Genomic DNA, 20,985 nt, shown 5'->3' on the forward strand with positions numbered 1-20,985 from the left:
GAAGCAATGTTCTTGTTAAAGTACTAAGAAGCTACCGGGGAGGTTTCATTGAATGAAAATCCCGGATTATTTCCTAGAGGGGTATAGCTATGTATATACATGAAAATATGAAAAGCGTATCTTTAGGTACTCGTATAATCGCATTTTTGTGGGATTATGTGATCATTGCGGGCTATCTGCTCCTGCTGGTGGGCCTATCTTTTCTTATACGCCCGTGGTTGGTTCCGCTGTTTACGACAAGTGCCTTACTGGCAGAGATCACCGGTTTTCTATTTATTACCCTGCCAGTGTATTTGTATTTTGCCATATGTGAGTGTTCCAAATCACATGCGACATGGGGGAAACGGAAAATGGGGATTGTAGTAAGCGGTATTCGCGGTCAATCCATCGGACTCGGTTCCTCGCTTTTTCGTTCTGCGCTTAAATTCCTTCCTTGGGAGCTGGCCCATTTCACGATTTGGCACATGGTTATTCCTTCCGGTTACCCCGATCCGATCATTTATGTTTTATTGTCGGCAGTCTATGGACTAATACTCTTCTACCTGCTTAGTTCATTGTGGAGTAAAAATAAACAAACGATATATGATGTGATTTCAGGAACGGTAATCAGGCACAAGGAATAGAGAACTCCTTCACATATTCAGACTTTTACCGGGTTAACGTCCGTTCATATTAATTCTCGGAGAGAAAACTCTTGACCCTCACATTAATGTCAGGGTATAGAATGAAATCGAATCGTTCATGTAGGAGGCGCTGAAGCATGAAAATTGGAGAACTTGCAGCACGTACCGGAGTCAGCATCCGTTCGCTTCGTTATTACGACGAGCAGGGATTGCTTACGCCGGTTCGGCGCGAGAATGGCTACCGGGAATATTCGCCATTTGCGGAAGAGCAGGTGCGGACCATACAGCTGTATCTCAATCTGGGACTGTCTACGGAGCAGATCGCCAGTTTTCTGCACTGCGTCTTGACGAGTAAAGAGGCGTTCTGCAAGGAAGTGTTTCCGGTTTACCGCCAAAAACTCGCGGAGATCGAAGCACAAATACTCCAGCTGCAAAACATCAAGGCGAATCTGGAGGAACGCATGCAGTCGATTCTAGATGAACGGGAAACCAGCGAACCGGAGGACTGAACATGAGTATTGAAACGATCAACGCATCAACTTTTCAGCGTGCTATTCAAGAGAAGGAAGTGACGTTTGTCGATTTTGTCACGAAGTGGTGCCCGCCCTGTAAAGTGCTGCTTCCTATTCTTGACGAAATGAGTAATGAAGAAGGGGACCGACTGTCGATCCTAAAAGTGGATTGTGACGAATCACCTGAGATAGCCGCTGAATTCGGTGTCATGTCCACGCCTACTGTAATCGTGTTTCGTAACGGCGAACCGATGGATAAATTGATTGGACTCAGACCCAAAGGAGTGTACCAGGCGGCGCTTGCGAGGTATGTGGAGTAGAGTGTAAGACGAATGTAGAAAATGTAGCAGATGACTTTCAGGCAGTTTAATGTGAATTAGATGCGAGAGCCCAACAATGGATTCTAATTAAATATGAATTATGCAAAATAGAGAATAAAGAAGACGCTTGGATGTATATGATCCAGGCGTCTTTTTGTCTTTTATTCAATCAGCTAACAAGAACAAAATACAATATTCGTCAAATATTTGAGATTAATAACAAAAAAATCCAATACTTTACAAATGCTATAAGTTATAATAATTAACAAATATATTAAAATTTGAGAGGTGTTCTATGAATTCAGTCTACATTACAGGTATGGGTAAGTTTCTTCCTGGATCTCCGGTTAGCAATGATGAAATGGAGGATTATCTCGGCAAAATTGGAGGCAAGCCTTCCAAAACCAAGCGTCTTATTCTTGAGAAGAATCAAATTCGGTATCGCTATTATGCGATGGATAAAGAACAGAAGAGTTTATACACGAACGCAGAGATGGCTTCTCTGGCTATTCGAGATGCATTAGAACGAAATGGGAACGTGGCAGATCATGATATCGGGTTCCTTGCGACAGGTACGACTAGAGGTGACGTGCTTTTACCTGGCTTTGCGAGTATGGTGCATGCAGAGAGCGGTTTACCCGTTATGGAAATTGCATCGCATTCCGGGTTATGTGCGGGTGGAATGCATGCCCTTAAGAATGCTTATTTACATATTAAATCCGGTGAGCATGAAGTTGCGATCTCTTGTGCCAGTGAGTTTCTTAGCCGTGAATTTAAACATACCAAATATGAAGCGCAGGGTATTCATGGCAGCAGCCGAGTACCCTTCGACACGGATTTTTTACGATTTATGCTATCGGATGGAGCAGGTGCAGCTATATTGCAAAATACTCCCTCCAGCGTGGGACAATCGCTCCGAATTGAATGGATTGATAACAAGTCGTATGCGAATAAATACGATGTTTGTATGTATTCAGGAATGAGTAAAGAAGACGGAAATCAATCCTGGCTTGATTATTCATCCATTCATGAAGCGGCGGATCATGGAGTCCTTAATCTGAAGCAAGATGTACGGCTTGTAAATGAAATAACAAAGGTAGGAGTAATTCGATTTTTGGAACTTGTGGAGGAAGGGCGGTTTGACCCTAAGGCGATTGATTGGATGGTCTGTCATTATTCATCTCATGTTTTCAAGGAAGAAATATTCCGGTTATTGGAACTTGGCGGGGTGACAATCCCGGAAGAGAAATGGTTTACGAATTTATACACGAAGGGCAATACGGGCTCGGCTTCGATTTATATTATGCTGGAGGAAATGCTGAATTCGGGACAACTCTCTGAGGGAGAGCAGGTGTTGTGCGTAGTGCCCGAAAGCGGTAGATTCCAAACCTCTGTCATGCTGTTGACTGTATTGGGATCATCATCAGAGTCGACACATGTAACCCAATAATCTGTCAGAAAAAATATTCTTCCGACTACCATGTCCATTGAAGGACTATAGAAGTGGAATGATAAAAACTAGAGCCATCCGCAATTTGGGTGGTTCTTTTATGTTGCCAGGCAGGTTGTTGGGCCTCATTACAATTCAACAAAAGTCTTTACATTTTATTCCTATTAGAATAACATCTAATTTAATGATATATAAATTAGATGTTTGTTGAATTTGGAGGTCGATTGTGATAATGCAGTTAGATAAGGTAGTCAACTATCATAAGGCGCTAGCAGACCCTACAAGGATAAAAATTTTGATTCTACTCGCTGATGGAGAACTTAATGGTCAAATATTGGCGGAAAAATTAAGTGTTACGCCTGCAACAATAACGCATCATACGACGAAATTACGAGAAGCGAGTCTGATTAATGAGCGAAGGGATAAAAATACGATATATTTTTCGTTAAATCACTACTTCATCAAAAATAATGCCAGCGCTACAGAAGATTTGATTTATAGAAAAGCTAACTCTAAGGGAGATATGGACATTTTGCGCGATGATCATAAGCGAATGAAAGATTCCATCATCAAAAACTTTTTCACATCCGATGGAAAATTGAAAAGTCTCCCCGTTCAACTTAAGAAAAAACTTATTGTGCTGGAACATCTCGTGTCCCAGTTGGATAAGGGGCGCAAGTATAGCGAGAAGGAAATCAATGATTTTATTAAGAATTTCCATGATGATTTTGCGACGATACGCAGGGAATTTATTATGCATCAATTCATGTTTAGAGAGAATCAAATTTACGAATTAAATCCTCAAGAAATGTGGGCAAGATGGGAGGTTCTCTCGTGACGACAGTAGGCATATTAGGTGTAGTACATGATGATGAGCTTAGGCAAAAGTATAATTTATCTTTGGATTTCATTAAGGAGTTAATATTAGAATTTAATCCGGATGTTATTTGTGGCGAGGTGCTTCCCGACAGTTGGGAAAAATATCATCTAGATAGAACGAATCGGGGATATTGGGGAGAGCCGGCTAGTGAATATTGGGATTTGATCTTTCCACTATGTGAAGAAGAGAGAATCGAATTTGTACCTATTGATTGGGTTGAGCTGGATGTGTGGATGGATTTTGACCCATTTAATATTTACAATGAACAAAAAAGACAAGAATTGAGCTGTGAGTTAGAGCAATGGTTTCAAAGACAGTTTTCTACATGGGATATGAGTGCTATTCCGTTAAATTCTTTAGAATTTGATATGGTTACGAAGCAGAAGTACGAGTGGTTAGAACAAATAAATCCGCAGGCACATTTATTCAGGTGGGTATGTAGACATTTAATCATGATTCAACGAATAAAAAATGCCATTTTGAAGCACTCAGGGAAACGAATCCTGTGCATTGTTGGTGCAGACCATAATCATGTGTTGTATGAAGGGCTGATCACAGAAAAGGATATCCAGCTCGTATATCCTTTGAGACACCGGAATGAGAGGAGGTAACAGAGAGTTGATTCTTATGAACGAAAGAAACGAATGGTTGGCCCGTAAATTGGTTCATGCCGACAGTGATATGATGTTTGCAGGCGTCGTTGCTGGTAATAATCCAGGGCAAGTGTGGGCAGATAACGAATTAAATCCATCATCCGCGATCGTATGGTCTAGTGGGCTTGGAGGTTTCAATTTTATGGGGAGTGCTGGAAACACTTACTTTAATCAATCAATAGAAACATTCATTGATCATGAAATAATTCCCTTCTTAAGTAATAAAAATATACATAGTTTTGAGTTCTCAGTGGATACATATGACTGGTTTCCTACAATATATCAAGCTATCGGAAACCGAAAAATAGAAGAAAGTTTCCAGTATGTCTATAAATCAAGTACGAATAAAAATGATTATCTCTACACAGATATTCCACCATCTTATATGATCGCGGAGATTGATGACGCCTTTTATCGTGAACTGAATAATGGCGGAATCAAAAATGCGGAATTTTTGGTGAATTACATTGAACAATATTGGGGCACATTCAATAATTATTTAGGGAAAGGCTATGGTTATGCTGCACTCACGGAGAATAAAGAGATCGTAAGTATAGCTGTTTCCTCATTCATTTTTAATTCCACACATGCAATTGGGGTTGAAACACAAGAAACGTATAAAAGACAAGGGCTGTCTAGTTCACTTGTGCAGTTATTATTAAAAAAATTCAATGAAAACAACACTACAGCTTGGTGGGACTGCATGGAGAGCAATATGGCTTCGCAAAAAACAGCTGAGAAGGCAGGTTTATTTAAAGCACATCGCTACAAAATAAATTGGTTTAATTTTTAGTATAACGATCAGCTCATATCGTCTGCTTTGTTTGTATTGTCCGTTGAAATATTAGACTATCGTGTCCATCGACTCCGTCATTTCCTCATCTTATGAAGTGGCTTGCCATGGGGGAGCCTGTTATAATGGTTTTTAAAATCCACATATTCTAGAAAAAGGAGAATGGACCCCGTGAATGAAAATAAAGCTGCTTATGGAACGATTGACGAGTATATCTCCGCGTTTTCTCCTGAAATTCAGGATACTCTTCAAACAATGAGACAAGTCATTCAAGAATCGGCACCGGAGGCGAAGGAAAAGATTAGCTATCAGATGCCTACCTTTGAACTTCATGGGAATCTCGTCCACTTTGCGGCATTTAAGAAACACATCGGTTTCTATCCGGCTCCGGATGGAGTCGAGGAATTTCAAGAAGAATTAACAGAATACCAGACGTCAAAAGGGGCCATTCAATTTCCATTCGATAAGCCGGTGCCTTATGAATTGATACGCAGAATTGTTAAATTCAGAGCTGCGCGCAACGTTGAAAAAGCCGAAAGTAAAACGATAACAAAAAAGAAAAAATAAAAACAAGCTGGATGCCACTAAGATGTCGAAGTGGTTCCGCTTGTTTTATCTTGAAGTCAATGCCTTATTTTATGGTGCCGACCATCCTGTTTCGGCCTTCTCTTTTAGCTTGATATAAGACTTGGTCTACTGCCTGAAACATATCATTGATCATTGTTCTGGAATCTGGATTCATTTCAATCGAGAAATTATGTATGGATAACAATCCGATGCTGACCGTTATGGAAATAGACTCAATGGAATGAGGAACGGCGATCACATTGGATTCGACTGCAGTGCGTACTTGTTCAGCTATATGAAGCGCATGGGCTGAAGGCGTATTTGGCAAGTAGATGATAAACTCTTCTCCGCCAAAACGGGCTAAAATATCCGTCTGCCTAAGCTTTTCTTGGATGGCGTTCACCGTGCCGCATATCACTTCATCACCGACCAAATGGCCGTAATTATCGTTGATTAGTTTGAAAAAGTCGATATCTAATAAAAGTATGGAAAATGGTATTTGATATTTCATATTTTTTATCACTTCATGCTCTAACTGCTGCGTTAGGTAACTTCGATTATAACAGCCTGTTAAACCGTCGGTGATCGCCATTTTTTGTAGCTTTTGGTTAGTCAGATATAGCTCCCGCTGAATGGTAGTTAGCGATAGGTTGCGTTCTTGCAGGATGTCATTTTGCAATGTTGTCTCGTTAATGAGACGGCGCAGCTCGCTCATATCCTGAAAGGTGATGATCCGCCCCAATCGGGTACCGCCAACCAAGATCGGAGAGACATGAATATGAACATAGCTTGGATCGAGTTTCGGATATAGAACTTCAATCTCCACACTTTCCAGCGGATGTTCTTGGTATGTTTTGATGAATGTGATCATGCTGTTTACCGGCTCCTGTGGAGGCAGTATGGTTGTGATATCAAAGCGTTCGCCCGTATGTAGGTCAATATGGGAAGGAAGCGACTGATTGATTTCTACAATGATCTCATTATCATCAAGAACCAGGATCCCAAGAGTGATCGTGTTAATGATATCTTGATGAGCAATGGTAACGATATCAAACACTTTATCCCGATTGATGGCAATGATAAAAAAGACAGCAGAAAATAGAATGCCAAGAGAAGTCAATCCTGGCGTCACCTTTTGAGAAATAGGGAAGACAACATTGATTAAAATATCCGCCGCAATAAACCCAATGACGACTACAATCCCTTTAAGTACTTGCCTTACCTTTTTTTTGATTCGAGGGGCATTTTCCGAAACTAAAGTCTGAAAGATGATGTAAAGTGACACGATACCATAGCCAATTAGGATCACAGCGGTAATCCAGAAAAGAGGTCCGTAAATTCTTTGGATGTATCCACCGTGTATTGGCTGGACGAACATCGCATTTGGGTTGAAAATTGCAGCTACGGCTGTTAATAAGGCTGGAATAGGTATGAGAAAGGATATTTTTCGAATTCGTGATAGTAGAGAGTGGTTCGTTAGGAGTATTGTGAAAAATAACCATCCAACAGCCAAAAGAGCCATATCAACAAAAGCGAGTTTCACATAAAACAATTGAAGCTTGGTAGTATCTGCTATTTTAATAGCAAACTGGCAGAAGGGCCATAACATCATGGCAAAGTGGAATACTAGATAAGCCTTGTGCAAGTTAGTTATTGTTACTGAAACAAACACATACACCAATAAAACAAACAATAGGATACACACCGCGAAGTCAATCCATGCCATCACACCCAATATACACCTCTTATGTAAAGTAGAATCTATCTATTCTAACACGAAAATAGTAATTAATGTTCCCAATAATTAATGCACAGTTAAATCAACCACAATCTATATATTAGAAAACATACTCTATGATAGTAACTGTTGTAAAGAAATTAAATTTGAAATTTAGGAGAAGCTGGATATGGGAAACTCAAAGATATGGGACGCGGACTGGGAAGTTTCAGAGGAATTAGCTTCTCGATTAATAAGTAGTCAGTTTCCTCAGTTAGCTTCCAAAAGGATTCAAAAATTAGGTCATGGTTGGGATAATACCGTTTATGTTGTTGGAGATGAATTTGTGTTTCGTTTTCCAAGAAGAAAGATTGCAGTGAATTTGCTCGAAATGGAAAGCAGGATACTGCCGGAGCTTGCAGATCGTATTGCGATTCCGTATTCGAAACCTCTGTTTTTTGGCAAAGAAACCGGCGATTATCCCTCACCTTTTCTGGGATATACATATTTGGCTGGAGAGTTTCCGATCGGATTGACAGACGAGCAGCGCTTGCTCTCGGTGAGCGCTCTTGCGCAATTTTTAAAAAGCTTGCATGCATTTCCATTGCAGATCGCACGGGAACATGGTGTCCCGCATGACCATCGATCTCTTATCGACATAACCTCCAGAAAAGAAAAAATGCTGAACTTCCTCTCCGATCTAAGAGAACATCTTCAGAAGGAAGAATACGGCTTAATAGAAGCTTATTTGCAGCATTTAACGTTGGATCATGTAAAACCAAAAGATGTATTCCTACATGGCGATCTTCACTTCAAAAACATGCTGGTGGACGAAACCGGTAAAATATCTGGAATTATTGATTGGGGAGACATGAATATCGGTCATCCTGCTTGTGATTTGAATCTCGTATACAGCTTTTTACCTCCCGATGCTCGGTCAGCCTTTTTCAAAGAATATGGGGAGGTGGACGAAGAAACGAAAATATTAGCCCGTTTCATAGCCGTATACATTCCGATGCTGATTCTATTGCAGGCTACCAGCGATCAAGACGAGAAAATAGCTGAAGAAGCAAAAGCAAATATTAAACGCGCTCTGACTTACTAATCTATTAAAGCAGGGAACGAAGTGTTTAACATTAAGTCAGCTTTGTGCAGAGGCATTCGACAAAACCAATTATTGACAATGCAAGGGCTAGTTTTTATCATATTGGTGAAGAGGATTTATAAAGCGTGATGTTGTCAATGAGGTATCGCATCACGCATAGGAAAATATTCTTGGCATGTATTCGAGATTCCAAAGTGGAAAGAAGGTGGGAAGACTGACTGTAAAACCGCCGTAAGCTATTGGTTTCTGAATATTTGCGGTGGATGTCTGAAACAATCATGTTGATGTTTTTCATATTGATAGCGCTTTCTTTGGCGGAGTTACGTGTTAATCCTTCAATGAACCAAGGCTGATAAGATGACAATATCTATATTAGAGGAGGCTGTTCTTTTATGGTATATGCTGAACCAGGACAGAATGGATCGAAAGTAACTTTTAAGAAGCGTTATGAAAATTATATCGGTGGCAAATGGGTTGCACCTGTTCAAGGTCAATATTTTGAAAACGTATCACCTGTTAACAACCAGGCATTCTGCGAGGTGCCCCGCTCAACTGCTGATGATATTGAGCTGGCATTAGATGCGGCACATGAGGCCAAAAATGCCTGGGGACGCACGTCTGTTGCGGAGCGTGCGGTCATTCTGAACCGGATTGCGGATCGGATCGAGACAAACCTGGAAATGCTCGCGGTCGCTGAGACTTGGGACAACGGCAAGCCGATACGGGAGACAATGGCAGCGGATTTGCCGCTTGCGGTCGATCATTTCCGCTATTTTGCCGGCTGCATCCGGGCACAGGAAGGATCCCTGAGTCAAATTGACGATGATACCGTGGCATATCATTTCCATGAGCCGCTTGGTGTCGTCGGGCAGATCATTCCTTGGAACTTCCCGCTGCTTATGGCGACATGGAAATTAGCTCCCGCTCTAGCGGCAGGCAACTGCGTTGTTCTGAAACCCGCAGAGCAAACTCCGGCTTCCATCCTGGTTCTGATGGAGCTTATTGAGGATCTGCTCCCACCGGGCGTGGTGAATATTGTAAACGGCTTTGGTCTCGAAGCAGGCAAGCCGCTCGCTTCCAGCAGCAGGGTTGCCAAAGTGGCATTCACGGGCGAAACGACAACGGGGCGCTTGATCATGCAGTATGCCTCTCAGAATTTGATCCCTGTTACGCTGGAGCTTGGCGGCAAGTCTCCGAATATTTTCTTCGAGGATATTATGACTAAGGATGATGCTTTCTTCGATAAGACGCTGGAAGGCTTCACATTGTTTGCGCTCAATCAGGGGGAGGTCTGCACTTGCCCTTCCCGTGCTTTGATCCAGGAATCCATCTACGATGAATTTATGGAGCGGGCTTTGAAGCGCGTGGAAGCAATTAAGCAAGGAAACCCGCTGGATCCATCCACGATGATTGGTGCACAGGTTTCTACGGAACAGATGGAAAAAATCCTCAGCTATATCGACATCGGAAGACAGGAAGGTGCGGAATGTCTGATCGGTGGAGGCAGAGCTTCAATTACGGGAGAGTTGTCTGACGGGTATTACATACAGCCGACCGTTTTGAAGGGGCAAAACAACATGAGAATATTCCAGGAAGAGATCTTTGGACCCGTTGTGGCTGTTACGACCTTCAGGGATCAGGAGGAGGCCCTTGCAATAGCCAACGATACACTCTATGGACTGGGAGCCGGAGTGTGGACGCGTGATATGAACACCGCTTACCGGGTTGGCCGTCAGATTCAAGCTGGCCGCGTGTGGACTAACTGCTATCATGCTTATCCTGCTCATGCTGCTTTTGGCGGGTATAAATCTTCCGGTATCGGCCGTGAGAACCATCTGATGATGCTCTCCCATTATCAGCAAACGAAAAATCTGTTAATCAGCTACAGTCCAGATAAGCTGGGCTTCTTCTAAAAAGGGGACATTGATATGACCCTGAAAGACAGTGAGGTTCACAAGGTAATTGCTACAGACGCTGCACTGGAGCTAATTGAACTGCTGAAGGCCAAGCACGGGCCGGTTATGTTTCATCAATCGGGTGGCTGCTGCGACGGAAGTTCACCAATGTGCTTCTCTCTAGGAGAATTTATCGTAGGAGACAGCGATGTGCAAATGGGAGAAATCGGCGGGGCTCCATTTTATATGAGCAGGGCACAGTATGAATATTGGAAGTATACACAACTCATCATCGATGTGGTCCCTGGGCGGGGAGGGATGTTTTCATTAGAGGGACCTGAGGGCAAAAGGTTTCTGACCCGTTCTCGTGTTTTTACGGAAGAGGAGAAGCAAAGCTTGAAGCTTAACTGATCCTATTGAATGAATATAATGAGTGCAGCGAGTGATCGGAATATATTCATCAGTAATAGAGTATCTCTAAAAAAGCCTGTTGATTAAATTCAACAGGCTTTTTTTGATATCAAAAAATCTAAAAGTTGGTGGAATCGCATTGGTTACATCGGTTGAGTGTTCAACCTAGAATAAGTAGTCTGTTTTCGGTCTTTCATGGATAACGTAAAAAACTGCAAAAACATGCATGTACTTCTCAAGCATCTTCCATTTACGGTGGTCACCAACTCATTGAGAATTGCAGATACTTTAAAGGACGATGAAAATATACAGACGTATCTGCTTGGAGGCAAAATTAAATCTTCCGGAAATATGACGGATGCTTTAGCGAATGAATTAGCAAGCCAATTTACGATTGATCTTGCTTTTGCAACGGGGGGCGGATTATCAGTAAAAGGACTAAGCACAGCTACGCCGGAAGTAGCGAGTTTTGGGCGTACTATTGCTGAAAATTCACGAAAAAATATATGTCTGGCTGAGCACTATAAATTTGGAATTGACTGCTTTGCAAGAGTTGGTCCGCTGAATCAGCTTCAATTGATTATTACGGATGAAGAAACATCGAGGGATGAAATCGAGAAGATCCAAGCAAGCGGCGTAAGCGTCATCGTTGCTGAAATAAAATGACCTCCTGCTGGCACAGAAGGTCATTACTTCTGAGGGATATAGATCTCCACTCAAACTACAGTGATCATTTTATCATGCTCAATTATACTTTGTAACTATAAAATGACGGCAATTCATGTCAGCAGATTAAGAAGAATGGCTGCTTTTGAGCGGTCATTCTTTTTGTTTTCAAATCGTATAATTCAACACCTGGCGGATCATTGGTGTGATATGGATTTTTTAATTAAAGCCATTCTCTGACCTATGATTCCCTTCATCGTATGGTAAGTTGAATAAGTGAAAATATGTTAATGAGAATCAAAGGAAGGGGTGACGTTTTGAAAAAAGTCGACTTTCAAAATGATATGCAGATGAGAGGGCGCACTTCATAACGACGTTCCGTCCTCTCTATTGCAGCGGGAGGAAATCATCCATTGATGAATTTAAAAACCATGGTGATCGGATTGTCATCCGATCATGTTGCCAGAGATCTTATCCGGAATTGGGAGCATGACAAAGGATCTTTGAGGTTCTGGCGTGCCAGCTCCAATTTTGTGTATGCTTTTCAGCGGAATCAGGAGAGATATTTTTTGAGATTCAGTACGGAGCAGGACCATGACATGGAACAGATAGTAGCCGAGCTTGAGTTCATGCAGTACTTGATCGCGAATCATTTTCCTTGTGTTTCTCCGGTTTCCTCCATTAACGACAAGCTCATTGAAACGGTACAGAATTCAGAGGGGAAGTATTTTGCAGTTGTTTTTCATGCGGCCCAGGGAACGAATCTGGATGAAAGCCTGTCTCCTGAACAATGTGAGGAATGGGGAAGGTCGCTTGCCAGATTACATTCGTTATCTGCAGTTTATAAGCCTGTTCACTCTGAAAGAAAAAGCTGGCGGGATATACTGGGATGGATCGATCATGTTCTTCAAAATCACCCGCAGGAGCAGGATGCAGCCGCAGAGCTTAAACGGATGACATTATGGCTTAAATCCCAGCCCGTCACGAAGGAGACATATGGGCTAATCCACTATGATTTTCAGCTGGATAACGTATTTTATGATGAAGAGCAGCATTCATTTAACGTGATCGATTTTGATGATTCCTTTTACAGCTGGTACGCTCTTGATATTGTGTCAGCTCTTCCTGATATGCCCGGTCAGGGAGATCCGCTGTCGAGTGAACATATGAAGTCCTTTTTAAAGGGATACCGCAGCGTGAGAGTGCTTGGCGATGATTTTATAGAGCAGATCCCCTATTTCCAAAGATTCATGAACCTGTATGGATTCTCGAGATTGTTAGGGTCACTGGACGACAGCGAGATGGAGCAGGGTCCGGACTGGCTTGAGGATGTCAGGTTGAAGTTCGCTCGTTCCCGGGACAATTTGAGACAAGGATTTACAAGGGGAATCTAAATGGAGTGAGGTACAGATGCATCCACCTGAAAGGGATCGGAACAAAAGCTTCTGTACCTTTTTCATTTCTTTCACATAAGGATTATTCAAAAGAATATGCGTCCAAAAATTGCAAAATGCGATCATTCACCTGAGTCGGATGTTCCCTGGACATATGCGGTCTATGACTTCCGCCTGTAACCATATAAATCTCCGAATCTTGAATAAGTGAGCCTAAATAGGATAGTTTCTCCTCGCCCACAAAAGGATCAAACTCGCCGGTGATCAAGAGAGCGGGGCATCGAATACTTCGCAGCTGATCTTCCGTAAGCTGAGGATAGAGACGCCAATCCTGCGCCGACTGCCGCATATGCTCCTGCCAGTTTCCACGATGCGCCTCTTCATGCCGCTCCGTCATTTGCTTGATGGTATCCTGTTGGTCCTGTTCAATGAGCCACTCCGGCTCAAATTCCTCCACACCCGTAGGGTCTGCAAAACCGCTCGTGCCTATGGTAGTCAACGTTGTCACCCTTTCCGGATGTTGAACCGCGCAGTATAAACCGACATTTGCCCCCAAGCTGTAACCCACCAAATGAGCTTTTGGAATGTGAAGTGCATCCATAAAAGCGATCATATCCTTTGCGAGCTGTGGCGTGCTCCATTCCAGGCTTTCGCAGCGTGTTCTGCCATGGCCTCTCAAATCGGGATAATAACAGGTATATTTTTTTTGGAAATCCAGCAGCTGACTCGCAAAGGCCAATATGCCTCTGGAATAACCGCTATGTAAAAATATGATGGGCTCACCGCTTCCCATTTTTTCGTAAAATACCTCCAGATCCTGAAGTTGAACGTACGGCATATTGAACCTCCCTGAACCAGCTTTTATCCCATTTTAAGCTTAAAAAACGATTCCGTCACCAAGAACCTTACACCCAAATTTTCATTTAGCGTGTATAATTTTGGTAAACCCAAATGATCAGATATGGAGAACCACACATGATGAACCATGAGTATAAAGACAGGATCGAAACGGTCATCAGATATATCGAGGAGAATAGCAGCGATAAGCTCACCTTGGATCTTTTGGCGGACATGGCTAATTTTTCGAAATATCATTTCAGCCGCATATTTACTGCCATCGTCGGTGTGACGCCTGTGGCTTTTGTGAATCGGGAGCGTATACAAAAGTCCGTGCATTTACTTGCCGACACCCCGCTGACGATTCTTGAAATATCCAATCAATGCGGCTTCGAATCGCTGTCCACCTTTAATGCCGCATTTAAAAAGCACTATGGCCAAACACCAAGTGAGGTACGTAGAGGTATGAGAAATGATAGCAATTTTCCATCATTTTATAGCAAAAATCCGGAAGAGTCTGCATTCCTGGAAGAGTACAATCAGAACCGTAAGAATTCTCTTTTAACAAGGGTGTGGGATCAGATGATCAGATTCGAAGAGCTAATGGATATTGAAGTGGCATACGTCAGACATGTGGGGAGTTATTTGGATACGTACTCTGCTTGGGACAAGCTGGGGCGATGGGCCGCTGGAAGGGGAATATCACCTGCAAATCAACAGTTTATCGGCATTTCGCTGGATGATCTTAATTTGGTTGATGAATGGGCCTGCCGCTATGATGCTTGTGTCACATTACCGGCAGGACATCGAAAAGAACATGATTCAAAGGTAGTGGATTATAAAATATTGTCGGGCGGGTTGTATGCGGTATATCCCTATTATGATACCGTTGAACGGTTTGTCCTAGCCTATCAGAATGTATACAGCCTGTGGCTGCCGAACAGCGGTTATGAAGCCGATGACCGTCCTTGCCTCGAAATCTGTAAAAATGATCCTGCAACGGATGCGGAAGGGAAATGCAAAGTAGATCTACATGTCCCCATTAAGAAAAGAGGATGAAATGAAATCATTAGACTTGGAGTGGTGATGGTATGAATTTAGAAGCGGCATTTAGAACATTTCCTATTCTTGCGTCAGATCGAGTTATCTTGAAAAAAATCGAAGCCAGCCATCTGGAGGACCTTTTTGAAATTTATAATAATGAAAATGTATTTACATACTGCGGCATTATTCCGAAGCATAACAAAGACACGGTCAAAAATATGATTGGACATTTCGAGCGTGATTTTTTGAAAAAGGCAAGGATCAAGTGGGGCATATTTACGGTGCAGGAACCTGATCGGCTGCTTGGCATTATTGAGGCATTTAATTTTAACCAAAAGGTAAACACGCTGTCAGTGGGATATTATTTAGCTGAACAACAGTGGGGAAAAGGAGTGGCTACGGAAGCTCTAAAGCTTCTGCTGCCTTATCTGTTCAATGAGGTTAACATCAACCGGATTCAGGCAGAGGTTATGCTGCGGAATGAAGCATCAAAGAAGGTTTTGCAAAAGAATGGTTTTCAACAAGAGGGTCTCTTGAGACAAGCGGCCTTATGGTCGGGAAAAGGGATTGTCGATCTTGAAATTTACAGCATTCTGCAGCAAGATCAAGTGAATCATCAAGATTCGTAAATTTGTATCCTCTATTCTAGATGAACTGTGCTACAATAAACCTGACTTGATTTCAGCCGTGTGTGACTGGCGTAACGTGGGTAAACCACGAGGGAGCACATGGATCATAACAGCCGTACGCCTGGGCAAAAGTATTTGGTGGTTCATTCCATCCAAATACTTTTTTTGTTTAGATTTAAGAAATATAATCTTACTACCATTAACGGAGGCGACTGGAATGAGCATGCTGCTTAAAACCAAAGAACTGGCAAACGAGGTTTCTGAATCCATCATCACAGAGGTTAACCGTCTTAAAGAAAAAGGCATACAGCCGAGGCTTGCTACGATTTTAGTGCAGGGGGATCCTGCTTCGGAATATTATGCGAAAGCGAAACAGAAAAAAGCCCAGCAGCTGGGCATTGAATTCGATTTGATTCAGTTTGATCCGGAGGTCACAGAGCGTCGTTTGCTGGATGAAATTGAAGGCTTGAACCAGGATTCGGCGGTACATGGCATTATGCTCGAGCTTCCTGTACCCAAACATATCCGTGTTCAAAAGTGTTCGGACGCGATTACGCCTGAAAAAGACGTGGATGGCATTTCATCGGCGAACAAGCTCGCCTGCATGACGGGGAACACTGGCATTTATCCGGCAACACCACAGGCCTGTATCGCTATATTAAAGCATTTTGGCTTCACGCTGAAAGGCAAAAATGTTGTGCTTGTAGGACGGGGAGAGACGGTTGGCAGACCCCTGATGCAGCTGCTGCTGCGGGAAAATGCCACGTTGACCGTCTGTCATTCCCATACCCCAAACATCGCCGGTCATATTGCGAATGCGGATATTCTGATGACCGCCGCAGGACAGGCCGGACTGATTACTCCAGATATGATGCATCCGGACCTCGTTGTCATTGACGCAGGCATTAATGAGACAGCAACCGGGATAACAGGTGATGTTGTACCTGAAGCTGCAGCGTTTGCAAAAGCGACTACGCCTGTCCCCGGCGGTGTGGGAACACTCACAACGGTTATGCTCTTTGAGAACTTGATGCTGGCAATCCGGCTGCAGCAGCAATCTGCTGAGGCCTTGAAAACGAATGGGGATCAACAGGTATTTGACCAAACGATCCGGCAATTTCTGCAGATGTCTGCCTCAAGCGCACCTACGCCGGGTGGAGGGAGTATTGCTGCCCTATCTGCCGCATTGGGTGCGTCCATGGGGGCCATGGTGGCGAACATTACAAGCGGGCCAAAGTTTGCGAGTGTGCGGGAGCAGATGGCGGACATCGTGGTGCTGATGCAGTCTGCGATGTTGGAGGCTGAAAGTTTTCTGAAGAAGGACATGGAATCGTTTAACGGCTATATGGCCGCACTTGGTTTGCCTAAAGGGAATGATGAGGAAAAGAAAATACGTTCCCTTGCTCTGCAAAAGGCCGCGGTTCAAGCTGCTTCTGTTCCGCTGCACCTCATGAAGCGAAGCTTGGAGATGATGTCGGCACTGGATAAAATTACGGAAGAAGTCAATAAAAATGTCATATCAGATCTAGGCATAGCGCTCATCATGCTGGATGCGGCTGTACAATCGGCATGGATTACGGTAGAAATAAATCTAGGAAGCATTAAAGATGCAGGTGTCAGGAGCTCATTTCAAGAAACGGGAGCCGAGCTATCAAACCAGTCGAATGAGCTGAAGCTCCAGGTATTGCAAAAGATCAAGGAGAAGTTGGTGTAACCAAAGTGTCAGAAGAACAATGGGAACAAGTCGCGCGCATGACAGAACCCGGGTCCAGACTGCTTCGAACAAAGGAGCTTAAAGGCGGGGTTTCAGCCCAAGTGACGTTGATTGAGATTGAAAAGACGGATGGCAGTATGAAAAAGCTGGTTGTCCGTCAGCATGGCGCTGTTGACCGAAACAGGAATCCGGAAATTGCAAAGGATGAATTTAAGCTTTTACAAGGTCTAGTGGACGCGGGGTTGCCTGTACCTCAGCCATATGCATACGATGCAACCGAATTTATTCTACCCACTCCTTACATCGTGACCGACTTTGTGGATGGATTCGTGAATATGTCTCCCTCGGATTTGTCAGATGCTATGCAGCGAATGGCGGGGATATTATCGGATATCCATCAAGTGGATTGGACAAGCCATTCACTGGATTTTCTTCCTGAACAGCTTGTATGGTGTTCCGACAAGATTGGGAATAGGCCCAGGAACCCGGATGAATCATTAAATGAAAGTACAATCCGGGATGTGCTTGAATCCGCATGGCCGTTGTCTCCATTAAACAAAAATGTGCTGCTGCATGGAGATTATTGGCCGGGTAACATCTTGTGGAAAGACAACGGAATTGCTGCGGTGATCGACTGGGAGGATGCGGCAATCGGTGATCCAATGTATGACCTTGCGAATAGCAGACTCGAGGTGCTCTGGGCATATGGCACGGACGCTATGCATGAGTTTACACGGCAGTATCAAGCGCTCAATCTGCAAACAGACATATCGGAGCTTCATTTCTGGGATCTTTTTGCAGCGCTCAAGCCTGCTTCAAGTTTGTCTAGTTGGGGGCTCGATAGCCATACGGAAAAGAGTATGCGGGAAAAACATCAGTGGTTTACAGATCAGGCGCTTGCCCGGCTCCATACTCGCTAAAGTGTAATCAGGGAAAGTTGATTGATAATCGTTTATCAAGTGGTCTGGATGGGCGATGGTGTTGCAATGATGATTGAGATTTCTTAATAACCGGCGATGAGCCGGTTATTTTATTTTTACGGTTTAGAGATTACAATGAAATAGGGAATTACAGGTAAATTATAGAAGGGGAGTAAAGGCGATGTTCGTTGTAAATGTTGAAGGGGCTGTATATCAAGAGAATAAGTGGCTGGTGATTAAGCGTGGATCGGGGGAAGAGAATGCGGCTGGAACCTTGTCTTTCGTAGGAGGAACCGTAGAGCAGGAAGGATTCTCACAGGACATTCTGGAGCGGACCGTCAAAAGAGAGATTTTCGAGGAGGTCGGCGTTGAGGTCAAGGAAAGGCTGCATTTTGCATATAGTTCATCATTTGTTACGGAGGGCGGGTCTCCTGTGATCAACGTGGTATTTATTTGTGAATATGATCATGGAACTGCCTATAGAAAAAGTCCGGAGGAAGTCGAGGCGGTATATTGGATGACGACCGAAGAAATAATCAATCACCCTGATACGCCGCCTTGGACGGTTGAGAGCGTGAACCGGGCGCATTCGATATTGAAGCAGCTTACCGATCCACATTTTTAAGTGAAAGAGAGCTGTGGGAATATGAGTCATAGCAATGGCAGCATCCTAAATTTCTCACCGATTCTCCACGAGCAAAGTGCCGAGTATTACTGGAAAGGAACAGGAGGGCTATCGATCAAAACCTTCAGAGGCGGAAGAGCCTTGTACCAGGCAGGGCATGGGCATTTTGCTGTAGGGGAAGACCGGTATTTGCTGTTAAATCAAGGGCAGGAGTACAGCATCACTATAGAATCAGAAAAGCCTGTCGAATCCTTCTGCGTGTTCTTTCCGGAGGGGATGGTTCAAGAGATGCGCCGAAGCTTGATGGTACCGGCAGATGAGCTGCTGGTCGAGCCATTTCACCCGGTGGTACGGGAGATTGATTTTGTCGTCAAAACTTATGAGACATCACCGGAGCTCTCGCAAGTCATGCAGCAGATGCGGATAGATTCCTTACATAAACTTCAAGACCGTACTCGTGTGGAAGAACAGCTGCATGCTTTGGCATATGGTCTACTGATAGAGCAACAACAGGTAAAAAGAGAGATCGCCCAGCTTCATTCCATCAAATCTTCAACCCGGCAAGAGCTATATCGGCGCGTGCATGTTGGATATGAATATCTTTGCGCTTATTTTAATCAATCTATCTCCATTTCAGAGGCAGCGGAAGCGGCTTGTCTTTCAACGAATCATTTTCTCAGAAGCTTTAAACAGCTTTTTGGCTTCACGCCTCATCAGCTGCTGAAGGAGAAAAGACTGCAGGAGGCAGGGAAGCTGCTGCAGCGAACGGAATTGCCAGTAACTGAAATTTGTTTGGAGGTCGGGTTTCAAAGCCTTGGCTCCTTCAGCAGCCTGTTTACACAGAAATTTGGGGTTAGTCCGTCAGTATATCGCGGGAAGTGTAAAAGGTGATTTTCAAGAAGTAAAAAACCGCTTCCGGAATTATGATGAGTCCTGTACATACTTTGAAATTGAATTGGAGGACAAGTGAATGGATCATAATCAGATAATAAATGAGTTATTTGATGCAGCGAAGGAAGGAAATGCTGCACGACTTCAGGAGCTCCTGATTCCCCGTCCTGAATATGTGAACATGGAAAACGCAGAAGGGCTGACACTGCTTGGTTATGCTGCGCATTTCGGGCATCCGGAGGCTGTGCGGGTAATTATTGCTGCCGGAGCGGATGTTGATGCTGTCTCTCATTCGAATATATCGTTCATTCCTTCGAATACAGCACTGCACGCGGCGATCGCCGGGGAGAGGAATATGGATGTCATCCGGTTGTTACTTACTCATCATGCTGGAACCCGGATTTTTGACAGCAACGGCCACACATGCCTGCACAGTGCCGCTTTCCATGATGACAATGTGGAGCTGATTCATCTGCTGATTGAGTATGGTGCAGATGTGAATGCTCAGTTTGATGAGGGCGAAACTGCAATTGGATTAGCCGAAAAGCAGGGGAATCACAAAGTGACGGAACTGCTGAAGCAATGTAGTGCACCGCAATAAACGAAAAAAGCCCTGACTGCATGTCGTATGCAGCAGGGCTTTTCATCTTCATTTTCAGCTTAACGGCGGCCGTCGGCAATTACCTGCGGCACGCTGTTTTTCAGCAGTATGCTGTGGTATAAGTATTCAAAAATAAATTCAAAGGCCTCCAGATGCTTCTTCGCTTCAAATGCGTTTTTACCCCAAGCGTAAATGCCGTGGCCACGCAGCAGGATTCCGGGAATGCTTGGATTCAGTACGTCGGGAACGCGCTCGGCAATGGATGGGATATGGGCAAAGTTGGGCAGCACCGGAATGGAGACAGGCGCATTTTCTTCCCAGATGTTAAATGCTTTGATCAGTTCGATCCCTTGTGCCGGAACAGCGCCTTGATCGCCGAACCATTCACTGATGACATTATTGAAAATGGTATGCACATGAAAAACTGCGCCGCAGCCGGTCAAGCGGTATATTTCGCAATGAATGAGGGTCTCCGCGCTTGGCTTCAGGTTCGTCGTTTCCACGGCTTTGCCGCTTTTATCCACGAACAGAAAATCTTCAGGTGTACTCAGCGATTTGTCCTTACCGCTGGCGGTGATGGCGAAATGAAATTCCTCAGAATCAAAATCGCCTACGCGCATGGATAGGTTTCCACTGGTACCCGGGAACCAATTCTTAGCCGCAAATTGCTGTTTAATGTGACGGAGCTCATCCAGCACCTGCTGCTTATGCTCCAGATTGATGCTTGCAAACGTCATT

22 protein-coding genes, 2 pseudogenes and 1 riboswitch are annotated in these 20,985 nt (G+C 43.8%); of the genes and pseudogenes, 21 read left to right on the forward strand and 3 right to left on the reverse strand.

Features of this window, described 5'->3' with window-relative positions:
* Window positions 1-89: 89 nt before the first annotated feature.
* The 8 genes from KJS65_RS03975 (at window position 90) to KJS65_RS04010 (ending at window position 5,798) form a co-directional block, all read left to right on the forward strand.
* A complete protein-coding gene (locus KJS65_RS03975) occupies window positions 90-623 on the forward strand; it encodes an RDD family protein (RefSeq protein ID WP_213648665.1) in 534 nt (177 codons plus the stop codon).
* A 137-nt stretch (window positions 624-760) separates the two neighbouring features.
* On the forward strand, window positions 761-1,132 hold the full coding sequence (locus KJS65_RS03980; protein WP_213648666.1) for a MerR family transcriptional regulator: 372 nt from the start codon (window positions 761-763) through the stop codon (window positions 1,130-1,132).
* A gap of 2 nt (window positions 1,133-1,134) precedes the next feature.
* Window positions 1,135-1,455, forward strand: coding sequence for a thioredoxin family protein (locus tag KJS65_RS03985; protein WP_213648667.1), 321 nt, complete (start codon window positions 1,135-1,137; stop codon window positions 1,453-1,455).
* Window positions 1,456-1,750: 295 nt separating this feature from the next.
* Window positions 1,751-2,905 carry a beta-ketoacyl-ACP synthase III gene (locus tag KJS65_RS03990; RefSeq protein ID WP_213648668.1) on the forward strand — a complete coding sequence of 385 codons (1,155 nt, stop codon included), beginning with the start codon at window positions 1,751-1,753 and terminating at the stop codon, window positions 2,903-2,905.
* A 232-nt stretch (window positions 2,906-3,137) separates the two neighbouring features.
* Window positions 3,138-3,743: a DUF2087 domain-containing protein gene (locus KJS65_RS03995; RefSeq protein WP_213648669.1), complete on the forward strand. Its 606-nt coding sequence runs from the start codon at window positions 3,138-3,140 to the stop codon at window positions 3,741-3,743.
* Window positions 3,740-4,396 (forward strand): hypothetical protein, encoded by a 657-nt coding sequence (locus KJS65_RS04000; RefSeq protein WP_213648670.1) that lies wholly within the window; start codon window positions 3,740-3,742, stop codon window positions 4,394-4,396. The genes KJS65_RS03995 and KJS65_RS04000 overlap by 4 nt, the downstream gene beginning before the upstream one ends.
* Window positions 4,397-4,412: 16 nt before the next feature.
* Window positions 4,413-5,231, forward strand: coding sequence for a GNAT family N-acetyltransferase (locus KJS65_RS04005; protein ID WP_213648671.1), 819 nt, complete (start codon window positions 4,413-4,415; stop codon window positions 5,229-5,231).
* Window positions 5,232-5,393: 162 nt separating this feature from the next.
* Window positions 5,394-5,798: an iron chaperone gene (locus tag KJS65_RS04010; protein WP_213648672.1), complete on the forward strand. Its 405-nt coding sequence runs from the start codon at window positions 5,394-5,396 to the stop codon at window positions 5,796-5,798.
* Window positions 5,799-5,862: 64 nt separating this feature from the next.
* Here KJS65_RS04010 and KJS65_RS04015 read toward each other — a convergent pair whose 3' ends face one another.
* Entirely contained in the window at window positions 5,863-7,524 is a 1,662-nt protein-coding gene (locus tag KJS65_RS04015; protein ID WP_213650620.1) for a histidine kinase N-terminal 7TM domain-containing diguanylate cyclase, read from the reverse strand.
* Between the two features lie 181 nt (window positions 7,525-7,705).
* Here KJS65_RS04015 and KJS65_RS04020 point away from each other — a divergent pair, with 181 nt between their 5' ends.
* The 5 genes from KJS65_RS04020 (at window position 7,706) to KJS65_RS04040 (ending at window position 12,986) form a co-directional block, all read left to right on the forward strand.
* The gene (locus KJS65_RS04020) at window positions 7,706-8,620 is read left to right on the forward strand and encodes a phosphotransferase (protein ID WP_213648673.1); all 915 of its coding nucleotides are present in this window, start codon (window positions 7,706-7,708) and stop codon (window positions 8,618-8,620) included.
* Window positions 8,621-9,012: 392 nt separating this feature from the next.
* Entirely contained in the window at window positions 9,013-10,533 is a 1,521-nt protein-coding gene (gene adh, locus KJS65_RS04025; RefSeq protein WP_213648674.1) for an aldehyde dehydrogenase, read from the forward strand.
* 15 nt (window positions 10,534-10,548) lie between these two features.
* Window positions 10,549-10,926 carry a DUF779 domain-containing protein gene (locus KJS65_RS04030; protein WP_213648675.1) on the forward strand — a complete coding sequence of 126 codons (378 nt, stop codon included), beginning with the start codon at window positions 10,549-10,551 and terminating at the stop codon, window positions 10,924-10,926.
* A 222-nt stretch (window positions 10,927-11,148) separates the two neighbouring features.
* Window positions 11,149-11,592, forward strand: a complete 444-nt coding sequence (locus KJS65_RS04035; protein WP_280531321.1) for a DeoR/GlpR family DNA-binding transcription regulator — start codon at window positions 11,149-11,151, stop codon at window positions 11,590-11,592.
* A 416-nt stretch (window positions 11,593-12,008) separates the two neighbouring features.
* Entirely contained in the window at window positions 12,009-12,986 is a 978-nt protein-coding gene (locus tag KJS65_RS04040; protein ID WP_244864549.1) for a phosphotransferase enzyme family protein, read from the forward strand.
* An 82-nt stretch (window positions 12,987-13,068) separates the two neighbouring features.
* Here the strand turns inward: KJS65_RS04040 and KJS65_RS04045 are convergent, their stop codons facing one another.
* Window positions 13,069-13,824, reverse strand: coding sequence for an alpha/beta fold hydrolase (locus KJS65_RS04045; protein WP_213648678.1), 756 nt, complete (start codon window positions 13,822-13,824; stop codon window positions 13,069-13,071).
* Window positions 13,825-13,961: 137 nt separating this feature from the next.
* On the opposite strand from KJS65_RS04045, the gene KJS65_RS04050 reads away from it, so the two are divergent.
* The 8 genes and pseudogenes from KJS65_RS04050 to KJS65_RS04080 all read left to right on the forward strand — a co-directional run bounded on the left by KJS65_RS04050 (window position 13,962) and on the right by KJS65_RS04080 (window position 20,247).
* Complete coding sequence (locus tag KJS65_RS04050) at window positions 13,962-14,882, forward strand: AraC family transcriptional regulator (RefSeq protein ID WP_244864369.1); 921 nt, start codon at window positions 13,962-13,964, stop codon at window positions 14,880-14,882.
* A 32-nt stretch (window positions 14,883-14,914) separates the two neighbouring features.
* The gene (locus tag KJS65_RS04055; protein WP_213648679.1) at window positions 14,915-15,496 is read left to right on the forward strand and encodes a GNAT family N-acetyltransferase; all 582 of its coding nucleotides are present in this window, start codon (window positions 14,915-14,917) and stop codon (window positions 15,494-15,496) included.
* A 52-nt stretch (window positions 15,497-15,548) separates the two neighbouring features.
* Window positions 15,549-15,630: riboswitch (ZMP/ZTP riboswitch) on the forward strand.
* 83 nt (window positions 15,631-15,713) lie between these two features.
* A pseudogene (locus tag KJS65_RS29685) lies at window positions 15,714-16,568 on the forward strand (bifunctional 5,10-methylenetetrahydrofolate dehydrogenase/5,10-methenyltetrahydrofolate cyclohydrolase); the annotation flags it as partial.
* A 45-nt stretch (window positions 16,569-16,613) separates the two neighbouring features.
* A pseudogene (locus KJS65_RS29690) lies at window positions 16,614-17,210 on the forward strand (cyclodeaminase/cyclohydrolase family protein); the annotation flags it as partial.
* A gap of 5 nt (window positions 17,211-17,215) precedes the next feature.
* Entirely contained in the window at window positions 17,216-18,130 is a 915-nt protein-coding gene (locus tag KJS65_RS04065; RefSeq protein ID WP_213648681.1) for a phosphotransferase family protein, read from the forward strand.
* A 181-nt stretch (window positions 18,131-18,311) separates the two neighbouring features.
* Window positions 18,312-18,755, forward strand: a complete 444-nt coding sequence (locus tag KJS65_RS04070; protein ID WP_213648682.1) for an NUDIX hydrolase — start codon at window positions 18,312-18,314, stop codon at window positions 18,753-18,755.
* A 21-nt stretch (window positions 18,756-18,776) separates the two neighbouring features.
* On the forward strand, window positions 18,777-19,646 hold the full coding sequence (locus KJS65_RS04075) for a helix-turn-helix transcriptional regulator (protein ID WP_213648683.1): 870 nt from the start codon (window positions 18,777-18,779) through the stop codon (window positions 19,644-19,646).
* Between the two features lie 79 nt (window positions 19,647-19,725).
* Entirely contained in the window at window positions 19,726-20,247 is a 522-nt protein-coding gene (locus tag KJS65_RS04080; RefSeq protein WP_213648684.1) for an ankyrin repeat domain-containing protein, read from the forward strand.
* Window positions 20,248-20,306: 59 nt separating this feature from the next.
* Here KJS65_RS04080 and mtnB read toward each other — a convergent pair whose 3' ends face one another.
* Window positions 20,307-20,984 (reverse strand): methylthioribulose 1-phosphate dehydratase, encoded by a 678-nt coding sequence (gene mtnB, locus KJS65_RS04085; RefSeq protein ID WP_213648685.1) that lies wholly within the window; start codon window positions 20,982-20,984, stop codon window positions 20,307-20,309.
* Between the last annotated feature and the right edge of the window lies 1 nt (window position 20,985).

The organism is Paenibacillus sp. J23TS9, assembly GCF_018403225.1.
Taxonomy (GTDB): Bacteria; Bacillota; Bacilli; order Paenibacillales; family Paenibacillaceae; genus Paenibacillus_AQ.

What these genes read in the sequence shown, in the direction of transcription:
- KJS65_RS03985 (WP_213648667.1), top strand. Translation starts at nt 1,135, where the DNA reads ATGAGTATTGAAACGATCAACGCATCAACTTTTCAGCGTGCTATTCAA.
- KJS65_RS04070 (WP_213648682.1), top strand. Translation starts at nt 18,312, where the DNA reads ATGTTCGTTGTAAATGTTGAAGGGGCTGTATATCAAGAGAATAAGTGG.
- KJS65_RS04015 (WP_213650620.1), bottom strand. Translation starts at nt 7,524, where the DNA reads ATGGCATGGATTGACTTCGCGGTGTGTATCCTATTGTTTGTTTTATTG.
- KJS65_RS03990 (WP_213648668.1), top strand. Translation starts at nt 1,751, where the DNA reads ATGAATTCAGTCTACATTACAGGTATGGGTAAGTTTCTTCCTGGATCT.
- KJS65_RS04035 (WP_280531321.1), top strand. Translation starts at nt 11,149, where the DNA reads ATGCATGTACTTCTCAAGCATCTTCCATTTACGGTGGTCACCAACTCA.
- KJS65_RS03980 (WP_213648666.1), top strand. Translation starts at nt 761, where the DNA reads ATGAAAATTGGAGAACTTGCAGCACGTACCGGAGTCAGCATCCGTTCG.
- KJS65_RS04080 (WP_213648684.1), top strand. Translation starts at nt 19,726, where the DNA reads ATGGATCATAATCAGATAATAAATGAGTTATTTGATGCAGCGAAGGAA.
- KJS65_RS04040 (WP_244864549.1), top strand. Translation starts at nt 12,009, where the DNA reads ATGAATTTAAAAACCATGGTGATCGGATTGTCATCCGATCATGTTGCC.
- KJS65_RS03975 (WP_213648665.1), top strand. Translation starts at nt 90, where the DNA reads ATGTATATACATGAAAATATGAAAAGCGTATCTTTAGGTACTCGTATA.
- KJS65_RS04055 (WP_213648679.1), top strand. Translation starts at nt 14,915, where the DNA reads ATGAATTTAGAAGCGGCATTTAGAACATTTCCTATTCTTGCGTCAGAT.
- KJS65_RS03995 (WP_213648669.1), top strand. Translation starts at nt 3,138, where the DNA reads ATGCAGTTAGATAAGGTAGTCAACTATCATAAGGCGCTAGCAGACCCT.
- mtnB (WP_213648685.1), bottom strand. Translation starts at nt 20,984, where the DNA reads ATGACGTTTGCAAGCATCAATCTGGAGCATAAGCAGCAGGTGCTGGAT.
- adh (WP_213648674.1), top strand. Translation starts at nt 9,013, where the DNA reads ATGGTATATGCTGAACCAGGACAGAATGGATCGAAAGTAACTTTTAAG.
- KJS65_RS04030 (WP_213648675.1), top strand. Translation starts at nt 10,549, where the DNA reads ATGACCCTGAAAGACAGTGAGGTTCACAAGGTAATTGCTACAGACGCT.
- KJS65_RS04020 (WP_213648673.1), top strand. Translation starts at nt 7,706, where the DNA reads ATGGGAAACTCAAAGATATGGGACGCGGACTGGGAAGTTTCAGAGGAA.
- KJS65_RS04005 (WP_213648671.1), top strand. Translation starts at nt 4,413, where the DNA reads ATGAACGAAAGAAACGAATGGTTGGCCCGTAAATTGGTTCATGCCGAC.
- KJS65_RS04045 (WP_213648678.1), bottom strand. Translation starts at nt 13,824, where the DNA reads ATGCCGTACGTTCAACTTCAGGATCTGGAGGTATTTTACGAAAAAATG.
- KJS65_RS04075 (WP_213648683.1), top strand. Translation starts at nt 18,777, where the DNA reads ATGAGTCATAGCAATGGCAGCATCCTAAATTTCTCACCGATTCTCCAC.
- KJS65_RS04050 (WP_244864369.1), top strand. Translation starts at nt 13,962, where the DNA reads ATGATGAACCATGAGTATAAAGACAGGATCGAAACGGTCATCAGATAT.
- KJS65_RS04010 (WP_213648672.1), top strand. Translation starts at nt 5,394, where the DNA reads ATGGACCCCGTGAATGAAAATAAAGCTGCTTATGGAACGATTGACGAG.